Below are 19059 nucleotides of genomic sequence, written 5' to 3'. Positions count from 1 at the left end.
AGTCGGAACCCCACCCCGGCTTTGCTGACGCAAAACCTCCCCTAAGCGCAAGCCTGCGGTGTACACAGAAGTCTTATAAAGTTGCCTAGTAGCGTTTTGATCCCCCCTAACCCCCCTTAAAAAAGGGGGAACTAGAATCAAAGTCCCCCTTAAAAAGGGGGATTTAGGGGGATCAGAGGATTTATGTGTACACCGCAGGCTTGCGGGGAGGGGATTAAGGGGAGGGGTACGTATTGGACACAACCGAGAACTGCTATATCTTCGTACAAATGCTTCGCCTCTACCCAGAAAACACTAATCGTCAACCATCAACAACTAACCAAAACCAAATTATGAAAAATATCGCAACTGTACAAGTCGGGCAAATTCCAGCTGATCGGCCTGTGACAAAAAATCAAGATAATGGGATAGAAGGGTTAGTGTTTACTAGCCTCCCGATCGCTGCTTCAATTTTTGGCGCTATTATTATTGTCTGGTTTTTGAAGTCGTTTTTGTGTATTTGCAAGCCTAATGAAATTTTGATTCTTTCGGGGCGTAAATGGCGAAACAAGGATGGACAACAATTAGGTTACAGGGTTTTGGTGGGTGGGCGCGCTATGCGAATTCCCATTGTGGAAACTGTCAAACGCATGGATGTAACAACAATGCCTGTGCGGGTAGAGGTACGAAACGCCTATGCTAAAGGGGGGACACCTTTAAATATTCAAGCGATCGCCAATGTGAAAATTTCTACTGATCCGGCGGTGGTGGGTAATGCGATCGAACGTTTTTTGGATCGCGATCGTTCAGAGTTAACGCGTGTTTCTCGTGAAACTTTAGAAGGATATTTACGAGGTGTTGTGGCTACTCTGACACCAGAAGAACTCAACGAAGATAGACTAAGTTTTGCTGAACGTATCGCCTCTGATGTCAGTCGTGATTTGGCAAAATTGGGATTGCAACTCGATACTTTAAAAATTCAAAGTGTTTCTGATGACGTCGATTATCTCAAATCCTTGGGGCGTAAACAAATAGCCTTAATTCTCAGAGATGCAGAAATTGCCGAATCAGATGCGATCGCCCAAGCAGAACAAGTGGAAGCGCAATGTGAAGAACACGCCCAAGTTGCTAAAACCCAAGACAGAATTATTGTTTTAGAAAAAGAAAACGAACTGCGTAAAATTAAAGCCAAATTAGAACAAAAAGCCCGTTCCGAAGAAGAGATTACCAAAGCAGCAGCTCAAGAAAAGAAAGCCAAAGCCGAACAAGCACTACAAGCATTACGGGCTGAATTGGAACGTCTGCGTTTAGAAGCAGATACAGTTTTACCAGCCTTAGCCCAATCCCAAGCCCAAGAACTCCATGCTAGAGGTAAAGCCGCCGCTTTGGAAGAAAATGCGAAAGCAGCAGCTTTAGTCAACGATATTCTTTCCCAAGTTTGGCAGCAAACAGGAACAGAAGCTGGGAAGTTGTTTTTAATTCAACAAATCGAAATGGTACTACAAGAAGCGGTGCAAATTCCCCAGCGAATTCAAATCGATAAAGTGAATGTGATTGACAACGGCGATGGTAAATCTTTGGCTAGTTTGGTGAATGTTTATCCAGAGATTGTGTTGCAGTTTTTAGAAAATGTGAATCGGACGTTAGGAATTGATGTCACGGGAACTCTGAATCAGGAGTGATCGGGATTGGGGATTCTCCAGAGGAGACGCACTCGCGTTCGGGGATCGGGGAACAGGGAATAGGGAACAGAAATTAGGAAATATTATTAATCCCCAATCCCTAATTCCCAATCCCTAATTCTCAATCCCCAATCCCTAATTCCTAATTCCCAATCTCCAATCCCTAATTCCCAATCCCCGATCACTATTCAAGGAAAAATATCATGGAAATTATTGCTTTACTACTTGGAATTTTTGGTACTGGTACTGCTGCTAGTTGGTGGGTGATTCGCAATTTGTACTATATTTGTCAGCCGAGTGAGGTGTTAATTTTCGCTGGTAGTCGCACTTCTAGAAGCGATGGAAATTCGGTAGGATACCGTTTGGTGAAGGGCGGAAGTGGGATTCAAGTCCCCTTAGTTGAAAAAGCTTTCCGCATGGATTTAACTAATATGATTATTGAATTGCGGGTGGTGAATGCTTTTTCTAAAGGTGGTATTCCTTTGACTGTGGAAGGCGTAGCGAATATCAAAATTGCTGGAGAAGAACCAATTATTTACAATGCAATTGAACGATTGTTGGGTAAAACTCGCAAAGATATTGAACAGTTAGCGAAGGAAACTTTGGAGGGAAATTTGCGAGGGGTGTTGGCGAATCTGACGCCAGAACAAGTGAATGAAGATAAAATTACTTTTGCGAAAACTTTGTTGGAAGAGGCTGAGGATGATTTAGAAAAATTGGGATTAGTTTTGGATAATTTACAAATCAAAAATATTTCTGATGAGGTACGGTATTTAGATTCGATTGGGCGTAAGCAGCAGGCGGAGTTGTTACGAGATGCACGGATAGCGGAAGCTCAAGCTCAAGCGGAGGCGATTATTAAAGGTTCGGAAAACGATCGCATTACTAAGTTAAGACAAATCGAACGGGATTTGGAAGTGGCAAAAGCGGAGGCGGAACGCAGAGTTAGAGATGCTTTGACGAAGCGAACAGCGATGGTGGCAGAAGTAGAGGCGATAGTCAATGCAGAGATTGCGCGGGTACAGGCGGAGGTGGCGGTACAAAACGAACGCATTAAACAAGTAGAAAATCAATTGCAAGCAGATGTGATCGCCCCAGCTACAGCAGAATGTCAGCAAGCGATCGCCAAAGCGAAGGGCGATGCAGCCAGAATTATTGAAGATGGTAAAGCCCAAGCCGCAGGTACACAGCGTTTAGCTGAATCTTGGCAAAATGCTGGTGCGTCGGCGCGGGAAATCTTCTTGTTCCAGAAGTTAGAACCGTTGTTGAAGATGATGGCTCAGGGAGTTCCGCAAGTTGAAGTAGAAAATTTAACTGTGATTGATGCTGTAAATGGTGGTAGTATCCCAAAAGTTGCTTCTTTATTAGAACAGTTGCGCCAGACTACTGGTATCGATGTTAGTAAGGCGATGAATGAACTTAAGAGTGACGGGAAAATTTTGATCCCAGAAGTGAAATCAAATCTGGATAAACGCCCCTAGAAACTGTAGCAGTAGATTGAGCCAAGACTGTTAAAAGTTAACCAATCCTTTACAGTATGGATGAATTCAAAGCGCAAATCCTCCAGCTTGTTCGAGAAGCTTGTCAGCATCCTAGAGGTAGTTTAGAACGCAAAAGGAAATTAAATAAAATTATTTATCTGATTCAAAAGTCAGGTAAACTTTTGCGGGGTAATGGTGTACCTGATGCTGAAGAAGCTTTGCAGCAAACTTGGATATATTTCTATCAAAATCTCTGTGAAGCTACAACTGCTAAACAAGCCTACAATCCGAATAAAGGTTGTGTGACATGCTGGTTAAATATTTACTTGAATTATCGCCTGAAAGATATTTACCGCAAAAGACAAGAAACTCAGAGAAAAACCATCTCTCCTATAACAGGAGAAAATGGTGAAGAAATAGATCCGGTAAGTTTAATTCCTGCACCATCCGAACCATCTCCCCTAATCAAAGATATCCAGGAATGGCTGATAATAGAAGCCAAGAAATTACAGCGTATTCATATTAGCGATCGCCCGGATATTAATTGTCAAGTTTTGATTGAACGCCGCTTTCTTTTGGAAGTTGCGTGGAAAGATATATCACAGGATTTTAGTGTATCGATTCCTACTCTCAGTGGTTTCTACAAAAGAAAATGTCTTCCGATTTTGGAAGAGTTTTGTAGATCCCAAGGCTATCTTGATTAACTGTATTTGAAGTTTCAGTTTACAACTATGAATTACATCATCGAACATCAAACCATATCTATCCCGATTTCTGAAGAATTTCGAGAAAATGCCCTCAGATTTGCTAGAGAACAACCAACACAAACTAGAGCCAAACAAGTCTATTTAAATACTTTAGCTGTTCAAGTAGTTAATACTTATTTGCAAATGCTAGAAATTCCTACAGATTTAGCATCTAGCTATAGTTGGAATCCTTATAGAAGATTAATTGATAATGTTGCTGATTTAGTGTTGACTGGAGTAGGACATTTGGAATGTCGAGCAATTCGCACAGGCGATCGCACTTGTGACATTCCGCCGGAGGTTTGGGATGATCGCATTGGTTATGTGGTTGTCGAAATAAATCAAACTTGTAAAGAAGGTAAAATTTGGGGATTTTTACCCCATGTTACAGCAGCAGAAATTGATCTGAACCAGCTACAACCATTAGATGAATTAATTGAGCGATCGCATCTAGTTTATTTGCGAGAGTGGTTAGAAAATATATACGCAATTGAATGGCAAACAGTTGAAGAATTTACTCGTGAAAGAAAACATCAATTTACATATCGTTCTATTAAACGTGTCAGAGGATTGAAATTAGAATCACCAGATATTGTCTGGCAAATAATCGAGCAATTATACCCCAATCATAGTTGGCAAAAATGTTTACCAACCAAATTTTTGTCAAAAAAATTCAACAATCGTCGTGAAAATATTGAAATAAAGAATAATAGTCATCTTTCATCCGAACTTCTAGATCTTTTGGTTCATTTAATTCAAACGACTGAAGATGAAGAAACACGTTGGACTCTTGCAGAAATTTTGTGGACTCTACAACCTAATCATCCTGCTGTGAGTGCTAGACGCATCATGGATTTAGGGATGCAGTTAGATAGTAGCGCTGTTGCTTTGATGGTAGCGGTTTTATCTAAACCAGATCAAACAGTCGCCGTGTTATTGCGGGTTTATCCAATGAATAATGCTTATTTACCATCAGGTTTACAATTAGCAGGATTATACGATAATGGACAGCCATTTTTAGAAGTTCAAGCTAGAGAAGAGGATGATTATATTCAATTAAAGTTTTGTGCGGAATTTGGTGAAAGATTCCGAGTTAGGATTAGTTTAAATGATGCTGTGATTACAGAAAATTTTATGATTTAAATTAGTGGAAAGTCCTGGTGACGTATGCTGGGGGATTATAACAAGCGTCAGCAATCTCTTTAGCTTAATATAGCGTTTCCTATGCTAATGAAGTATAGCTAGACTTCATAGATAAATCATTTCAACTTTGAGAATGTACCTCATCTGAGCGAGAACCGCTATAAGTATAGTGTTTAGTTCCAAGTGATGAAATTAATAACTGATAAATGATGACTGATAACTAATAACTGATAACTGATAACTGATAAATGAAAAGGGTGGAAAATGTGGTTAAGCGAGTTAAACTAGTCATTTTTGAAATCGGGGAGGGTTCTTTTGAGAGGGGATTTCCTGTCAGAGTGAGAATTGGTGAAGCTGGGAAACCTCATATTGCGGAGATTTCTGGTAGATTACCACCTGCACCAAATGTTCCTACAACATACACTGTATGGCAATCTATTTATGAGAAATTAGAAGCAAATTGGTTGATTATTATCCCGAAAAACCAGATTACAAACTTCTCTAGTAAAGGTATTTGTAATCAAGCTGCTCAAAAATTTAAAGATAGTTTCAACACCTGGTTAAATCAAGCATCTGTTTTAGAAGTAGAACGACAATTATCAAAACAAATTGGTAATTCTGAAGATGTTCGCTTTATTTTACAGACTCAAGATTCATTGCTGCGAAGATTACCTTGGCATTTATGGGGTTTTTTCTCCACTAGCCATCCCCAAGCCGAAATAGTAATTAGTTCCGAATACGAACCATCAACAAAGCAACTGAAAGTACCAGTCAAAATTTTAGCAATTTTAGGTAGTAGCGAAGGAATTGACCTTCAACAAGATTTAGATTCTCTTCATAATTTACCAGGTGCAAAAGTTGAATCTTTAATAGAACCTACACGTCGCCAGTTGATTGAAAATCTGAGAAATAAATCTTGGGATATTTTATTTTTTGCTGGTCATAGTATCAGTCAAGAAGGTGACGATGGGGGAAAAATTAAAATCAATGATAATGAGAGTTATTTATCATTACAAAACTTGCGTTACTCTCTCCGACATGCTGTAAAAAAGGGATTAAAATTAGCAATTTTTAACTCTTGCGATGGACTAGGATTAGCTCGCAATTTAGCTAATTTACGCATTCCCTATACCATCGTCATGCGGGAACCTGTACCTGATGTTATTGCTCAAGAGTTTTTAAAATATTTTCTCACAGCATTCACTAACGGTGAATCTTTATATACATCTGTAAACCAAGCACGGGAACGCTTACATGAAGAGTGGGAAAGAGACTATCCTTGTGCTTCTTGGCTACCTGTAATTTTTCAGAATCCAGCTGCAAGGGAACTCAAATATCCCCGAATTATTAACTGGAAAGAAAAGGCTTTTCGCACAGCTATTGTTACAGTTTCGTTGGGGTGTGTTGGTGCAGTTTTAGCATATGGTATTAATGAAATCAACTTCCGTAACCGCTTTAGTGATGGCAATAAAATTTTAGTTAAAACAGTAGAAACAGAATATAAAAAACAAGGTGTACAAGCATTTTCTAGAAAAAAATATAATCGTGCAATTGATAAATTCCAAAAATCTTTGCAACTTCAACCTAATGATCCAGAGTCATTAATATATCTGAATAATGCCAAGATTGCTGGTCAAGAAGCATTAACGATAGGAGTTCCAGTTCCGATTGGTACAAATCCTGATGTCGCACAAGAAATTTTACGAGGGGTAGCACAATATCAAGAAGAAATTAACCTCAAAGGTGGTATTGATGGCAAGTTATTAAAGGTAGAAATCGTCAATGATGATAATAATCCTATTATTGCTGAAAGAGTTGCCCAGAGATTTGTACAAGAGAAAAATATCTTAGCGGTAGTTGGACATAATAGTAGTGATGCTAGCGTGCCTGCTTCTAAAATTTATCAGGATGGAAAATTGGTGATGATTTCACCAACTAGTTCTTCTCCATTGGTAACTGATCCCCAAAATCGCATTAATGGCAGCTATATTTACAGAACTGTAATTAGAAATGATGTGATTGCTGAAACTTTAGCTGATTATGCAAAAAAAGAAGGCAAAACTCGGATTGCTATCTGTCGTGATTCTCAATCAAAAGATCAGTCTTATGAACCTGCGATAGCTTCAGCACTTGCTAAAAATAACACTCAATTAATTGATATTCACTGCGATTTAGCAGCTAAAAATTTTCAGCCCAAAGTTGCCATAGAACGTGCTAAACAAGAAAAAGCCGATAGCATATTTCTCAATCCCCATGTTGACAGAATTGATAAAGCTATAGAAATTGCTAAAGCTAATCAAGGGCAATTAATGCTATTTGGCAATCCCAGTATGCAAACTAAAAAAACTTTGATGGCTGGTAAAGCTGTCAATGATTTAGTGATGGCTGTTCCTTGGCACGCCGATGCTTCTGCTAATAAAAACTTTGTTAAAGATGCCTATAAATTATGGCATAATCCAGAGTCTATTACTTGGCGTACAGCAAATGCTTATGATGCTACCAACACAATTGCCCAAGCATTAATGCAAAATGATAACACTAGAGATGGCATCCAACAAGCTTTATCTAATAGTTTTTCTTTAGAAGGCGCTACGGGAACTATTCAATTTTCACCTTGGGGCGATCGCATTGGTACGGCGGTGTTAGTAGAAGTCAAAATTGATCCGAAAAATGCGAGTCACTACAAATTCGTACTCAAAGGCTCGATTTTTAATCGTCTCAGCTTGGGGGACAAAATTTTAGTTAAAGATAATCTCAGTAGCGAGAAAAAAGCAGGCGTAGAAGCTTTTGCTACAGAGAATTATGATCAGGCGATCGCATATTTCCAAAAATCTCTGCAAAAAATACCCAATGATCCTGAAACACACATATACTTACAAAATGCTCTGGCTGCTCGTCATGGTAAAGTTTTAAAAATTGCTGTTAGCGTCCCTATTGGTAGTAATATCAATGTTGCCAAAGAAATACTTCAAGGTGTGGCTCAAGCTCAAAATGAAGTTAATAATAAAGGTGGCATTCAAGGATCTTTTTTGCAAATAGAAATAGCTAATGACGACAATGATCCTGATATTTCTAAACAACTTGCCAATTTTTTTGTCAAAAATAACCAAATCCTCGCAGTTATTGGACATAATGCTTCCGATGCTTCTGTCGCAGCCTGTGGAATTTACGAAGAAGGGAAACTAGTTAATATTTCTCCTACTAGCTTTTCGCTGAAATTATCAGGATGTGGTTTCTATATATTTCGCACTTCTCCGAATCTACGTTTTTTAGCTGATTCTGTTGCTCATTATGCTATTAATGATGCTGGAATCAAAAAATTGGCGATTTGTGTAGATGAAAAAGCTATAGATAATCAATCTTTTCGCGATGAATTTACTTCTTCTACTATCGCCGGCGGTGGAAATATTGTGAATATCAACTGTGATTTTTCAGCAGCAGATTTCAATCCTCAAAAAATTATTGCGGATGCAAGTAGTAATGGTGCTACAGGTTTATTTTTAGCTCCCCATATAGATAGAATTAGTAAAGCTTTAGATTTAGCCAAAGCCAATCAAGGTAGACTCAAATTATTTGCCAGCACTTCACTATATACTTCACAAACTCTACAAAAAGGACAAGCTGATGTTAATGGTTTAGTCTTAGCTGTCCCTTGGGAAATTAGAAGTAATATGAAGAGTGAATTTAGTAAAAACTCTCAGAAACTTTGGAGTAGCTTAGTCACTTGGCGTTCTGCGACAAGTTACGATGCAACTGTAGCTATTGCTGACGGTTTGCAGCAAAGTAAAACTCGCGATAAACTGCAAAAAGTCTTACGTAATCCCAAATTTTCAGCTAACGGTGCGACTGGTAAAATTCAGTTTTTACAATCAGGCGATCGCTATATTCAAAACAAAAATGATATTATCATAGTTCAGATTAAACCAAACCGCACATCTGCAAATAAATATGAATTTTTTCCTTTAAATCGTTAATGCCAATATAAAACTTTTTCCTTAACTAAATTGCGTCCATTGCGAGATACTTTGAGAATTTTCCGATTGAGAAGATAATAAGTTTTACCTTTAATCGCAATATATTCACTATCTTCTGTGTTTGTAGAATAATTATAGTTTGATTGTAATGGTAGAGTAATTGTATTATTTCCATTCTTAGTAATAGCTACATAAATCTCTGGTGTTTGTCTACCACAAATATATACAATATAGTTTTTGGTTGCAGCTTCTACAAAAGAAGTATTCCCCGTTGGACAACTCTTAGATAAAGATTGACCATCAGCTGCGATCGCACTATTAATTTTTTCTCTTAAAACCACACTACTACCTTTAGTGAATTTAGTTATTAATAATTCATAAGGCGTAACAGTATATATTACCCCAGTATTCTTAGCAAAGTAAGCTTCACCGACTTTTTTATTGACAGGAAGGGTAATTTGACTACCACTATTTTTAGAAATTTGTACGTAATAGCCTAGGGAAGTTTTTTCGTCTCCCTTACAAATATAAACATAATATTTCGCTGTCTCAAAAATTCGCTTCGGTAGCAATTGTGCAGATGGACAAACTTGTTTTTGTAGCAATTGTACTGGGTGAAGATTGAAGTTATTTCCTGATTTCAATTCTTTGTAATGTTGTTCTTTTGCCTTTGCGAAAGGTGAGAAAAAGGACAAGCAGCCGAGACTGACAAAAACTAAGTTTAAACTTACTTTATGATACAATTTAAATTGTAAAATCTTCATGTTTTTCTTTGTTTTACAGCAAGTCTACCGCCGCAAATAAGTAGTTAGCGACGTTTAAATATCAGCATTTTAACGGTTGAAATTTGAAATTATTATCATACGAAAAAAAGTCCAGAACAACTAAAAGTCCTGGACTTTTTTATTTATTTAAAAATCTAATTCTTAAATAAAGTTATTGTCCCCAATCCCCACCTCATCTTGACTCACACTCCTGTCGAGTAATGTGATGACGATAACGAAACATTGCTTCTAGCTGCACATTGACTAACCAACCACCCAAAAATTCGACTGGAGATCCACCAGGTAAAGAAAAAGAAATTTCATCAGTCAACCTGGTTTTACCATTTTCGGGTTCAAATCGATGTCGATGTACCCAATACTCAAAGGGGCCGGATATTTGCTCGTCGGTAAACAAATGATATTCTTCATATTCAGTATGACGTGCTAACCAACGTAAAGGTAATGGCCCCAAAAAAAGACGAAATTCCGTGACAGCACCCACACCCAATCCTGCTTCGCGACGCATGACTTGCACGGGTTGCCAAGGTGGAGTTAGCATTTGTAAAACATCCGGCCTTTCATGAAATCGCCACACAACTTCTACAGGTGCATTAATTACTGAGGAGTACTTAAAGTCCAGCATTGAGAACAACCTCAAACTTAGCCTTCATATTCAGTATCAATTTCAATATCCAGAGTCTCTTCATCAACACGGATATACAAAATATTGGGACGACAGCAAACCTGACAATCTTCCACATAAGATTGTTGTCCACCTCCACTCAAGTCAACAAAAGTCAGATTTGTTTCCCCACAATAAGCACAATAAAACTCTGCTGTAGTTTGCATTTATCAATTTTAGATTTTGGATCACTAATTGCCAATGAATTATTTTTTTATCATTAACCATTAGTCATTAGCAATTGCTCAGATGGTTTAAACTGATTTGTGGCTTCTGCTAGATGCTTTTGCAGGGTAGACTGTGGTAATGGGCCATGCAAATGATGCCAAGGTAAGACTTGCTCAGTTGACCAGTTAGCATAAACATAAAAATCTAACTCAGGTAGTTTCCCTCTGAGTTCCTTAAAAGCACGTTTGTAGCTACCGAGAGAATCCCCAAAGTTGCGAGTCAGTTCTAATAGGTGTGATAGTCTGCGATCGCCCCTCGATATCAAAGCTTGAATTATAGACCAATTGTAACTTTCCGGGCGAAAATCTATCCCTTGGGGTTTGAGCTGTTTTTGTAATAACTGCAAACGTTTTTCTGCTTGACGATTTACCCCAAACCATTGAAATGGTGTATGCGACTTGGGTACAAAGGTACTGCATCCCAGTGTTAAGCGTAAACCAGGAGCAGCTTTTTTGATCTGACGCATCATGGTAATAGTAGCATCTAAATCCTCTGGTTCCTCACCAGGAATTCCCACCATCCCGTAGAGTTTTAAACCTGTTAATCCTCCAGTTTTCGCATTAATTGCTGCTTGGATAATCTCATCGTTGTCTAGCTTTTTATTAATAATTCGCCGTAATCTTTCCGAACCACTTTCCACAGCAATAGTCAAAGATTTAGTATCTCGTTTCGCCAAAGTTTGCGCTAATTGCACCGTGACAGTATTAGTTCGCACCGAAGCAATACTCAATCGCACATCATCGTATTTTGGCTGACTAATATAATCTAATAAATTATCAAATTCAGGATGTTGAGTCACTGAAGCACCCAATAATCCGAGTCTATTTGTAACTGCTAAACCTCTCTCAATTGCTGGGATTAATGACTCTTCAATACTAGCAGTTCTAAAAGGTAAAGTGAGATAGCTTGCTAAACAGAAACGACACATTTCTGGACAACTTCTCACCACTTCTACCATATAAATATTTTCCCAGGCTGCTTTTTGAGTTACTACAGTAGAAGCTGATAAAATATTGCTGCGATAAGTTTGCTTTTGGACTACAGTTGAAATTTCTGGTGCAATAGGACAAATAGATTTAATCCCACCATCAATATCATGATATTCCACTGCATACAAACTTGGAACATAAATTCCTGGTACTTGTGCTAATGCTTTTAGTTGAGTTTGCCGAGCTGCATTTCTCACAGTTTGATAAGCATCGATAAAATTACCAAGCAGATTTTCGCCATCCCCCAAAAGAATAACATCAAAAAAATCTGCAAAGGGTTCTGGGTTAGCTGTAAGAACTGGCCCACCACCAAAAACTATGGGATGATGATCATCACGATTAGTTGTGCGGATTGGAACTTCTAAAAATTCCAGTAAGTTTAAAATATTCACATAATCTAATTCCCAAGATACAGAAAAACCGAGTAATTCTGGTTCTCTGGGAAGTGATTCATGCATATCAGTAAACAAGCGGCTTACCTGCACATCTGCACGCATAGCCAAAGTCGCCCATACTATCTGATAACCAAGGCTAGTTATACCTACCGTATACTCGTTGGGAAAAGCAAATATTGTCGAAATAGCGTTAGTTTCAGGAGCCGCAGGTGTAAATAAAAGGCGTTCGGCAGAAAAAACAGATGATGTCACAGGTAATAATTTCAGCAAGATTATATTTATCTATATCTAATTTTAAGCCATAAAATTATCAGGTTAAAAATTAAAGTTATCAAGTTAGCTAAAATTATTGGTAAAGCCGACAGATAAAGCCCATATATTAGCCATAAAAAAATTCCTATATTAAAGCTAATGAGCATAATATAGGAAACGTCTTTGGCTGATTTAGTACGCCATGTTTTCAGCAACTGTGGTAAAAAAGAAAAGGTTGTTAAGGTAGCAGCTACCAATCCTATAATTGTAATAAAATCCATCAGGTTCAATACTTAAAGTACTATAGCAATCCTATAGTCAGGTGTATAAAGAATAAATCCGATGCTGCCTATGCTAATCTAATGTGCAGTTCAAAATGAGAGGGATTCTCCAAAGGAGACGCTACGCGATCGCACTGTGATAAAATTAATTTAAAACTTCACTCTCATTTCTGTGATTTTTTAAGATAACACTTAGCCCAAGCATATCTTTGTGAATCTTTCTTCAATAAATAATTTACAGCTTGTTGACGTTTAATCTCATCTTTTGTACTTCTAAGTACTCGCTTAATTTCATCATCTATATCATCTGTTTTCGCACCGCGTTTTTCTGCTTCTGTAAACCAGTAATCTCCTTTTGAATATTCACTTTTATCATAATAAATCGCTCCCATTAAAGTGTAAGGCTGATAACTTACTGGGTGAAATTCAATAGCTTTTTTGGCAGATTTTTCGGCATTAACTAAATCACCAATATCTCTGAAAGCTGCACCTCTAGTTACTAAAATAGCTGATTGCAGCTTACTTTCTCTAATTTTATCTAAGTCTAAATTAGTTATATTTAATGCATTTTCTGGTTCATCTGCTTTACGCCAATAACTACTAGCAGTAGGAATGTGCCATTTATTTCCAGTACGTTTAAATTCCTGTTCATAAAAATCTGCTTCCAGGCTGTAATGTGCTATAACAATCTTGCCATCACCAGATAAACGTCCTTTTTCTATCAGCTGAACCACTAACAGAGGATCTAATCGCTCTTTTCTCTCTAGTTTTGTCATGATTGTGTAAAATGGTTCAAGTGGTAATTGATTACCAGGATCTAAAAGTCCATACTTTTTCTTGAGCGCTACAAATTCCTTTTTATGAGCGAGATTAATAATATCTTCTCTTTCATGCTTTTTCAACCAGTCAATCTCTGTGTCTGTCAACAAGTTTCCTAATTCTACCTTGGACTTCAAATTATAAGCATACTTTTCGTGAGCGATCGCCAGAATTTAAGTTAATTTTCGCTTTTTGAGAAAATTAATATCTTGATCGCTTAATTTTCCATCTAAATCAAGTCTTTTGAGAATTTTATACAAATGACTTAAAGGTGAGGAATCTTCATATTGACTTGCCTTATACTTAGCTTTTAAAGCTGTAAATTCTCGCTTTTGTTCGAGTTCATTAGCAATAGCAAGTGTTTCAATCAGTCCCTGCTGTTCTAGCCAGTAAATCTCTGAGTAAATTAGCTTTTTATCTGAGTCTAGTTTTTGCAAAATTGGGTATAGTGGACTAGATATAGATACATCATGGTATTGAACTGCTTGATACTTTTCTTTTAAATAAGCAAAATCTGCTTGTTTTTCTAAGTTTTGCTGCTCAACAATTTCTATTGTTTCAAATAATTCTTTCTTCTTCAAGCATTCCAATTCAGACTTATTTAATAAAGTTTTTGTTTCCAGTTTTTTCAAAATTTCATAGAGTGGGCTTTTAGATGATGAATCTTGATATTTAATAGCTTTATACTTGGTCTTTAATCTAAAGAAGTGCTGACTTAGTTCCATCTCATGAACAATTTGAAGCGTTTCAACAAGTTGATGATTTTGCAGCCATTTGATCTCTGACTGATTCAACTTTTTTTCTGAGTTAAGCTTCCAAAGAATTGGATATAGAGGAACAGAAATATCATCTTTGAAACCTTGCCAAAAGTTGGGTACTTTGTACTGATTTTTGAGATAATAAAATTCTTTTTCTAATTTTCTAAGTTCTTCTACATTTCGTTTCTCTTCCTGACTGATAGCTGCAACAGTTTCAAAAAGCTTATGCTCTGTTAACCAATCAAATTCTAATGTTGTCAGCTTAATTCCTAAGTCTACTTTTTGTAATATTAAATACAGTAAACTAGATAGAGATGAATCTTCATATCTACTTGCGTGATACTTAGACTTTAAATCAGTAAAGTGTTGGAAACTATTTTGCAACTCTTTATCCATGTTAGTAACAACCGCGTCAGCACAAAGGTATTTGTGTTTTTTGCTACTATAACAACATTGCTCAAAAAGCAAGTAGGGTAATATTCCCACTTAAGACAAGAAAAATTTATACAGAATTGCAAAAAAACTTTATATTACTCACACACAATTCTCATTTTTCGTTTGTAGTAAGGACTAAAGTCCTCACTACGAACTTATATAAATAAAAAACCCGGCTGACAAATGAACCGAGTTCTCATAATAATTAATCAACCATCAAGCTAACTTTGTGCTTGGGGTGAGCGAGGAATAGTCACATCTATTGGTGTGACTTGTTTCGCTAACTGTGTCAAAGGTGGATTAATCGCCGTTTGATTACCCACAACTAAAGTTACTAACGCATCTGGTTTCAAATATTGTTTTGCAACTCTTTGGACATCAGCTGCTGTGGTTGCTTCTACTGCTTTTTGGTAGCGGAAGAGAAAATCAGAGGGATATCCATAGTATTCGTATCGCATCAAACGTGATAAAGTTTGGGCAGGATCTTCAAAATTGAACACAAACGAATTGAGAGTAGATTCCTTAGCAAAAGCCAATTCTTTGGGTGTGACTGGTTGAGTTTGGATGCGTTTAATTTCTGTTTGCAAAGCTTTCACAAACTGCACAGTCGCATCCGATCGCGTTTGTCCCCCAGCAACAAATATACCAGGATAATCATAACGGGGACTCCAGTAACCGTATACAGAATAAGCTAAACCTTGACGCGATCGCACTTCATTAAACAAACGTCCGCCAAAACCATTTAACACTCCATTCAACACATCCAACGCTGGATAATCAGGACTTTTAAATTCTCCTCCCAAATGGCCGATGAGAATACTACTCTGAGTCAGTTGTGGTTGATTGACGAAAAAGACACCGCTACCTTTAGCTGCTACTTCTGGTAACTGGGGTTTCGTCAAATTGGGGTTGGGTTTCCAGTCACCAAACTTTGCTTTAATCAGAGATTTCATCTTTTGAGGATCAAAATCGCCCACAATTCCCAAAATCATATTATTGGGATAAAAATACTGTTGGTAAAACTTCACCAAATCTGGGCGAGAAATTTTATTGAGCGTCACATACTCTGTTGTACGCGCGTAGGGGTTTTCCTTACCATAGACTAATTTCTTAAATTCCCGTTGGGCAATTTCATTTGGACTATCATTACGACGGGAAATCTTACCTCGTTCTTGTGTTTTTGCCAAAGCTAGTTTATCTTCAGCAAAAGTCGGTTCTCGCAGGATCTCAGAAAACAACCCCAATACAATTTCGACATCTTCGCTGAGTGCTTCAAAACTAGCAGTACCACTACTGTCATTAATATCAGTTTCTACTGAAGCTGCCCGTTGTTCCAACATCTGATTTAACTCATCAGGTGTATGCGAACTCGTTCCCCCAGTTCGCATTACCGTCCCTACCATCTGAGCTAAACCTACTTTATCTGATGGTTCAAAGCGATCGCCAGTACCAATCATCGCCGCACCAGTCACCAATGGCAATTCATGGTTTTCCATCAAATATACCACCATGCCATTCTCTAACTTATATCGCTCATATTTCGGCAACTTGATTTCCGGTAATGGCGCAAATTCTAACTCAGTGTAATGTTTCGCTGCTGTCGCTGCCCAGGAAAAGTTAAAAGTTAAAAGTACCAAGACAAAAGCAGCAACCACTGCATAAACTAACCCTTTAAATTTAAAACTTTGGATTTTCATCTGCTTTTTGCCTGTTCTTTTATACTTCTTCATACCTTTATTTATGTCCTTTGTTGTCAAAATCACCTAGTCAAAAAATAGGGGTGTAGGGAGGTAAGGGTGTGAGGGTGTAAGAGGAAATAAGAGTGTTTTGAAATTAATCATTAAAAGACTCGAAAATTTTTACCCCTACACCCCTATTCCCCTATTCCCCTACACCGCTATTTTTTGACAACAACTTACCAATCGTGCGATTTTCCGGTGTAAAAGTTGTCTTAGCGACTCGTTGAATGTCCGCAGATGTTACAGCTTCCAATTTGTCTAACTGCTTAAATAAGTTTCGCCAAGAACCAGTTTTTACCTCATACTCCAACAACTGCTGCGCCATTCCCATATTAGAATCGAGCGATCGCAACAATTCGGCCCTTGCTTGGGTTTTGACTCGTTCTAAGTCTATAGCTGACACAGGTTCAGTCTTGAGTTTGTCAATTTCTTTGCGTAAAGCGATCGCCACTTCATCAACAGTATGACCAGGAGCCGTCAGAGCATAAAATAAGATCAAATTCGGGTATTTATCTCCGGGAAAACCGCTAAAACCTTGGGCTGAAAGTGCTAATTGCTGTTTTTCTACCAAAGATTTATACAGCCGTGATGTCCGTCCATCACTCAGCAAACTACCGATAATTTCATACACAGCATCATCTGGATGGGTAAGTGATGGACGATGATAACCCTCTAAATACCAAGGTTGAGATTTTAACTTAACTGTCACTTCCCGTGTTTGTTTTTGTGGCGGTTCTGCTGGTAGTTTTGCTACAGCTTTAGGTTTGGCTTTATAGCGTCCAAAGTAAATTTGTGCTAGTTTTTTGACTTGACTGGGGTTGACATCTCCCACAACAGCGATAGTTAAATTACTCGGCACATAGTACGCGTCAAAAAACTTTTGGACATCTTCCCGCGTCAAATTGCGAATATCTTCGTCATAACCAATAATTGGACGTCTGTAGGGATGAACTTTGAAAGCTGTATCGATAAACTTCTCTAACATCTGTCCAATCGGAGAATTATCTACCCGCAGGCGTCGTTCTTCCAAAATCACATTTTTTTCTTTATAAAACTCCCGAAATACAGGTTCAAGGAAACGTTCTGACTCCAGCGACATCCACAATTCCAACTTGTTCGCAGGAAAGCTGTAAAAATAACGAGTGGCTTCTGTGGAGGTATTAGCATTTAAATCTACACCTCCTGCTTGTTCGACAACTCGTCCTAATTCATTTTGATTGACAATTTTTGCCGCTTGTGCTTCTACTTGCTCAAATTGCGCTGTCAACTTAGCTACTTCATCTTTCTTACCAGCAGCTTGGGCTGTTTCAATTTGCACAGCCAATTGATCCAATTTATCTAGCAGGGGTTTTTCTGCTTTGTAGTTTTTTGTACCAATACTAGTTGTACCTTTAAAAGCTAAATGTTCTAAAAAGTGGGCAACACCAGTTTTTTTATTTGGTTCATCGACACCACCAACATCAGCGTAGGTAAGAAAAGAAACAACTGGTGCTTGGTGGCGTTCCAAGACAATAAACTTCATCCCATTGTCGAGGCGAAACTCCGTCAACTGCTTAATGACTTGATTCAGATAGGGCTGAATCGAACTTTGAGCTGGTGGAGCTTGAGTCTTGGCTAAAGCAACTTCTGGTAAAAATCCCCACCACAACGTTAATGCCAAAAGCAGAATAGTAGTCAAGCGATTTAGTTTCTGTTTAAACATTCGTAATCCAAAATCTAAGATCCCAAATCTAAAATTAGTATGATTCATAAGCAAAGTTAAAAGTAAACTTTTGTTACTGTAAATCGAGCCTACTTGCGAGTAGAGCGTTAATCTTGTATTAAGCTTTTTGTGCTTTTTGTACTTGTCGTAAGACAATAATGCTACGAGTCCTGTTCCGGATATTTCACTATAACTGTTATGCGTGTTTTTAATTCTCCTCCACCATCAGAGGCACAAACCCGTGGTCGCATTTTACAGGCAGCACGGCGCTTGTTTGCCTCCCAAGGATTTGATGGCACCACCACTCGCGATCTTGCACAAACAGCAGGAGTCGCGGAAGGAACGCTATTTCGACATTTTGCGAATAAAAAGGCCATTTTGGTAGAGGTAGCAACTGCTGGCTGGGTGGAGATTCTCACGGATTTGCTTACAGAATTAAGTGAAATGGGCAGCTATAAAGCTGTGGCACAGGTAATGCGCCGCCGGATGTGGAACATGCAAAAAAGTGCCGACTTGATGCGGGTGTGTTTTATGGAGGCACAATTTCATCCAGATTTGCGCGATCGCATCCAGTCAGAAGTAATTGACAAAATGACCGATGTTGCCGAAGCATTTTTCCAAACAGCGATGGATAAAGGCATTTATCGCCAAATGGATGCCAAATTGGTAGCCAAAGTATTCTTAGGAATGTTTGCGATCGCAGGCTTTTCTCACAATACCCTGATGGAACCTGATGCTTCCCCTCAACAAATGCAGCAAATGGCGGAAGGACTTGCTGATATTTTCCTCAATGGTGTATTAGCTAAAGATTAGGGAACGGGGAACAGGGATCGGGGATTAGGGATCAGGGAATGGGAATGAGATATGAAAAAATTAATAATGCCATTGCCTTTATGTGGATAGGGATTTTTAAGTCATAGTCTTTGTGTAAATATAATTTTCAACTAACCCCTATCCCCTATCCCCTATCCCCTATCCCCTATCCCCTATCCCCTATCCCCTATCCCCTA

15 protein-coding genes are annotated in these 19059 nt (G+C 38.2%); 6 read left to right on the top strand and 9 right to left on the bottom strand.

Features of this window, described 5'->3' with window-relative positions; genetic code table 11:
- Positions 1–332: 332 nt before the first annotated feature.
- The 5 genes from AC5JMK_RS00715 to AC5JMK_RS00695 all read left to right on the top strand — a co-directional run bounded on the left by AC5JMK_RS00715 (position 333) and on the right by AC5JMK_RS00695 (position 9005).
- Complete coding sequence (locus AC5JMK_RS00715; protein ID WP_096678844.1) at positions 333–1661, top strand: flotillin family protein; 1329 nt, start codon at positions 333–335, stop codon at positions 1659–1661.
- Between the two features lie 203 nt (positions 1662–1864).
- Positions 1865–3142, top strand: coding sequence for a flotillin family protein (locus AC5JMK_RS00710; protein WP_096675265.1), 1278 nt, complete (start codon positions 1865–1867; stop codon positions 3140–3142).
- Positions 3143–3198: 56 nt separating this feature from the next.
- Positions 3199–3846 (top strand): hypothetical protein, encoded by a 648-nt coding sequence (locus AC5JMK_RS00705; protein WP_096675264.1) that lies wholly within the window; start codon positions 3199–3201, stop codon positions 3844–3846.
- Between the two features lie 27 nt (positions 3847–3873).
- Positions 3874–5031 (top strand): DUF1822 family protein, encoded by a 1158-nt coding sequence (locus tag AC5JMK_RS00700; protein WP_096675263.1) that lies wholly within the window; start codon positions 3874–3876, stop codon positions 5029–5031.
- 248 nt (positions 5032–5279) lie between these two features.
- Positions 5280–9005 carry an ABC transporter substrate-binding protein gene (locus AC5JMK_RS00695; protein ID WP_495909157.1) on the top strand — a complete coding sequence of 1242 codons (3726 nt, stop codon included), beginning with the start codon at positions 5280–5282 and terminating at the stop codon, positions 9003–9005.
- On the opposite strand, the gene AC5JMK_RS00690 is transcribed toward AC5JMK_RS00695, so the two are convergent.
- The 9 genes from AC5JMK_RS00690 to AC5JMK_RS00650 form a co-directional block, all read right to left on the bottom strand.
- The gene (locus AC5JMK_RS00690) at positions 9002–9769 is read right to left on the bottom strand and encodes a hypothetical protein (protein ID WP_096675262.1); all 768 of its coding nucleotides are present in this window, start codon (positions 9767–9769) and stop codon (positions 9002–9004) included. The genes AC5JMK_RS00695 and AC5JMK_RS00690 overlap by 4 nt on opposite strands.
- A 193-nt stretch (positions 9770–9962) precedes the next feature.
- Positions 9963–10412, bottom strand: coding sequence for an SRPBCC family protein (locus AC5JMK_RS00685; RefSeq protein WP_096675261.1), 450 nt, complete (start codon positions 10410–10412; stop codon positions 9963–9965).
- A gap of 17 nt (positions 10413–10429) precedes the next feature.
- The gene (locus AC5JMK_RS00680; protein ID WP_009458505.1) at positions 10430–10618 is read right to left on the bottom strand and encodes a CPXCG motif-containing cysteine-rich protein; all 189 of its coding nucleotides are present in this window, start codon (positions 10616–10618) and stop codon (positions 10430–10432) included.
- A gap of 53 nt (positions 10619–10671) precedes the next feature.
- Positions 10672–12315 (bottom strand): B12-binding domain-containing radical SAM protein, encoded by a 1644-nt coding sequence (locus AC5JMK_RS00675; protein ID WP_096675260.1) that lies wholly within the window; start codon positions 12313–12315, stop codon positions 10672–10674.
- 26 nt (positions 12316–12341) lie between these two features.
- Positions 12342–12596: a SemiSWEET transporter gene (locus AC5JMK_RS00670; protein WP_096675259.1), complete on the bottom strand. Its 255-nt coding sequence runs from the start codon at positions 12594–12596 to the stop codon at positions 12342–12344.
- A 164-nt stretch (positions 12597–12760) separates the two neighbouring features.
- Positions 12761–13522 (bottom strand): tetratricopeptide repeat protein, encoded by a 762-nt coding sequence (locus tag AC5JMK_RS00665; protein WP_495909156.1) that lies wholly within the window; start codon positions 13520–13522, stop codon positions 12761–12763.
- Between the two features lie 66 nt (positions 13523–13588).
- On the bottom strand, positions 13589–14569 hold the full coding sequence (locus AC5JMK_RS00660; RefSeq protein WP_495909155.1) for a hypothetical protein: 981 nt from the start codon (positions 14567–14569) through the stop codon (positions 13589–13591).
- 260 nt (positions 14570–14829) lie between these two features.
- Positions 14830–16305, bottom strand: coding sequence for a M16 family metallopeptidase (locus AC5JMK_RS00655; protein ID WP_096675256.1), 1476 nt, complete (start codon positions 16303–16305; stop codon positions 14830–14832).
- 184 nt (positions 16306–16489) lie between these two features.
- The gene (locus AC5JMK_RS00650; RefSeq protein ID WP_495909154.1) at positions 16490–18049 is read right to left on the bottom strand and encodes a M16 family metallopeptidase; all 1560 of its coding nucleotides are present in this window, start codon (positions 18047–18049) and stop codon (positions 16490–16492) included.
- A 198-nt stretch (positions 18050–18247) separates the two neighbouring features.
- Between AC5JMK_RS00650 and AC5JMK_RS00645 the strand changes: the two genes are divergently transcribed.
- On the top strand, positions 18248–18862 hold the full coding sequence (locus AC5JMK_RS00645; RefSeq protein WP_096675254.1) for a TetR/AcrR family transcriptional regulator: 615 nt from the start codon (positions 18248–18250) through the stop codon (positions 18860–18862).
- The last annotated feature ends 197 nt before the right edge of the window (positions 18863–19059 follow it).

The organism is Pelatocladus sp., from assembly GCF_059505505.1.
Note: the sequence above shows the minus strand (reverse complement) of the source record. Positions and strands in the feature narration are given on the sequence as shown.

Coding starts and splice junctions, on each gene's coding strand:
- AC5JMK_RS00715 (WP_096678844.1), top strand. CDS start 333: ATGAAAAATATCGCAACTGTACAAGTCGGGCAAATTCCAGCTGATCGG.
- AC5JMK_RS00710 (WP_096675265.1), top strand. CDS start 1,865: ATGGAAATTATTGCTTTACTACTTGGAATTTTTGGTACTGGTACTGCT.
- AC5JMK_RS00705 (WP_096675264.1), top strand. CDS start 3,199: ATGGATGAATTCAAAGCGCAAATCCTCCAGCTTGTTCGAGAAGCTTGT.
- AC5JMK_RS00700 (WP_096675263.1), top strand. CDS start 3,874: ATGAATTACATCATCGAACATCAAACCATATCTATCCCGATTTCTGAA.
- AC5JMK_RS00695 (WP_495909157.1), top strand. CDS start 5,280: ATGAAAAGGGTGGAAAATGTGGTTAAGCGAGTTAAACTAGTCATTTTT.
- AC5JMK_RS00690 (WP_096675262.1), bottom strand. CDS start 9,769: ATGAAGATTTTACAATTTAAATTGTATCATAAAGTAAGTTTAAACTTA.
- AC5JMK_RS00685 (WP_096675261.1), bottom strand. CDS start 10,412: ATGCTGGACTTTAAGTACTCCTCAGTAATTAATGCACCTGTAGAAGTT.
- AC5JMK_RS00680 (WP_009458505.1), bottom strand. CDS start 10,618: ATGCAAACTACAGCAGAGTTTTATTGTGCTTATTGTGGGGAAACAAAT.
- AC5JMK_RS00670 (WP_096675259.1), bottom strand. CDS start 12,596: ATGGATTTTATTACAATTATAGGATTGGTAGCTGCTACCTTAACAACC.
- AC5JMK_RS00660 (WP_495909155.1), bottom strand. CDS start 14,569: ATGGATAAAGAGTTGCAAAATAGTTTCCAACACTTTACTGATTTAAAG.
- AC5JMK_RS00655 (WP_096675256.1), bottom strand. CDS start 16,305: ATGAAAATCCAAAGTTTTAAATTTAAAGGGTTAGTTTATGCAGTGGTT.
- AC5JMK_RS00650 (WP_495909154.1), bottom strand. CDS start 18,049: ATGTTTAAACAGAAACTAAATCGCTTGACTACTATTCTGCTTTTGGCA.
- AC5JMK_RS00645 (WP_096675254.1), top strand. CDS start 18,248: ATGCGTGTTTTTAATTCTCCTCCACCATCAGAGGCACAAACCCGTGGT.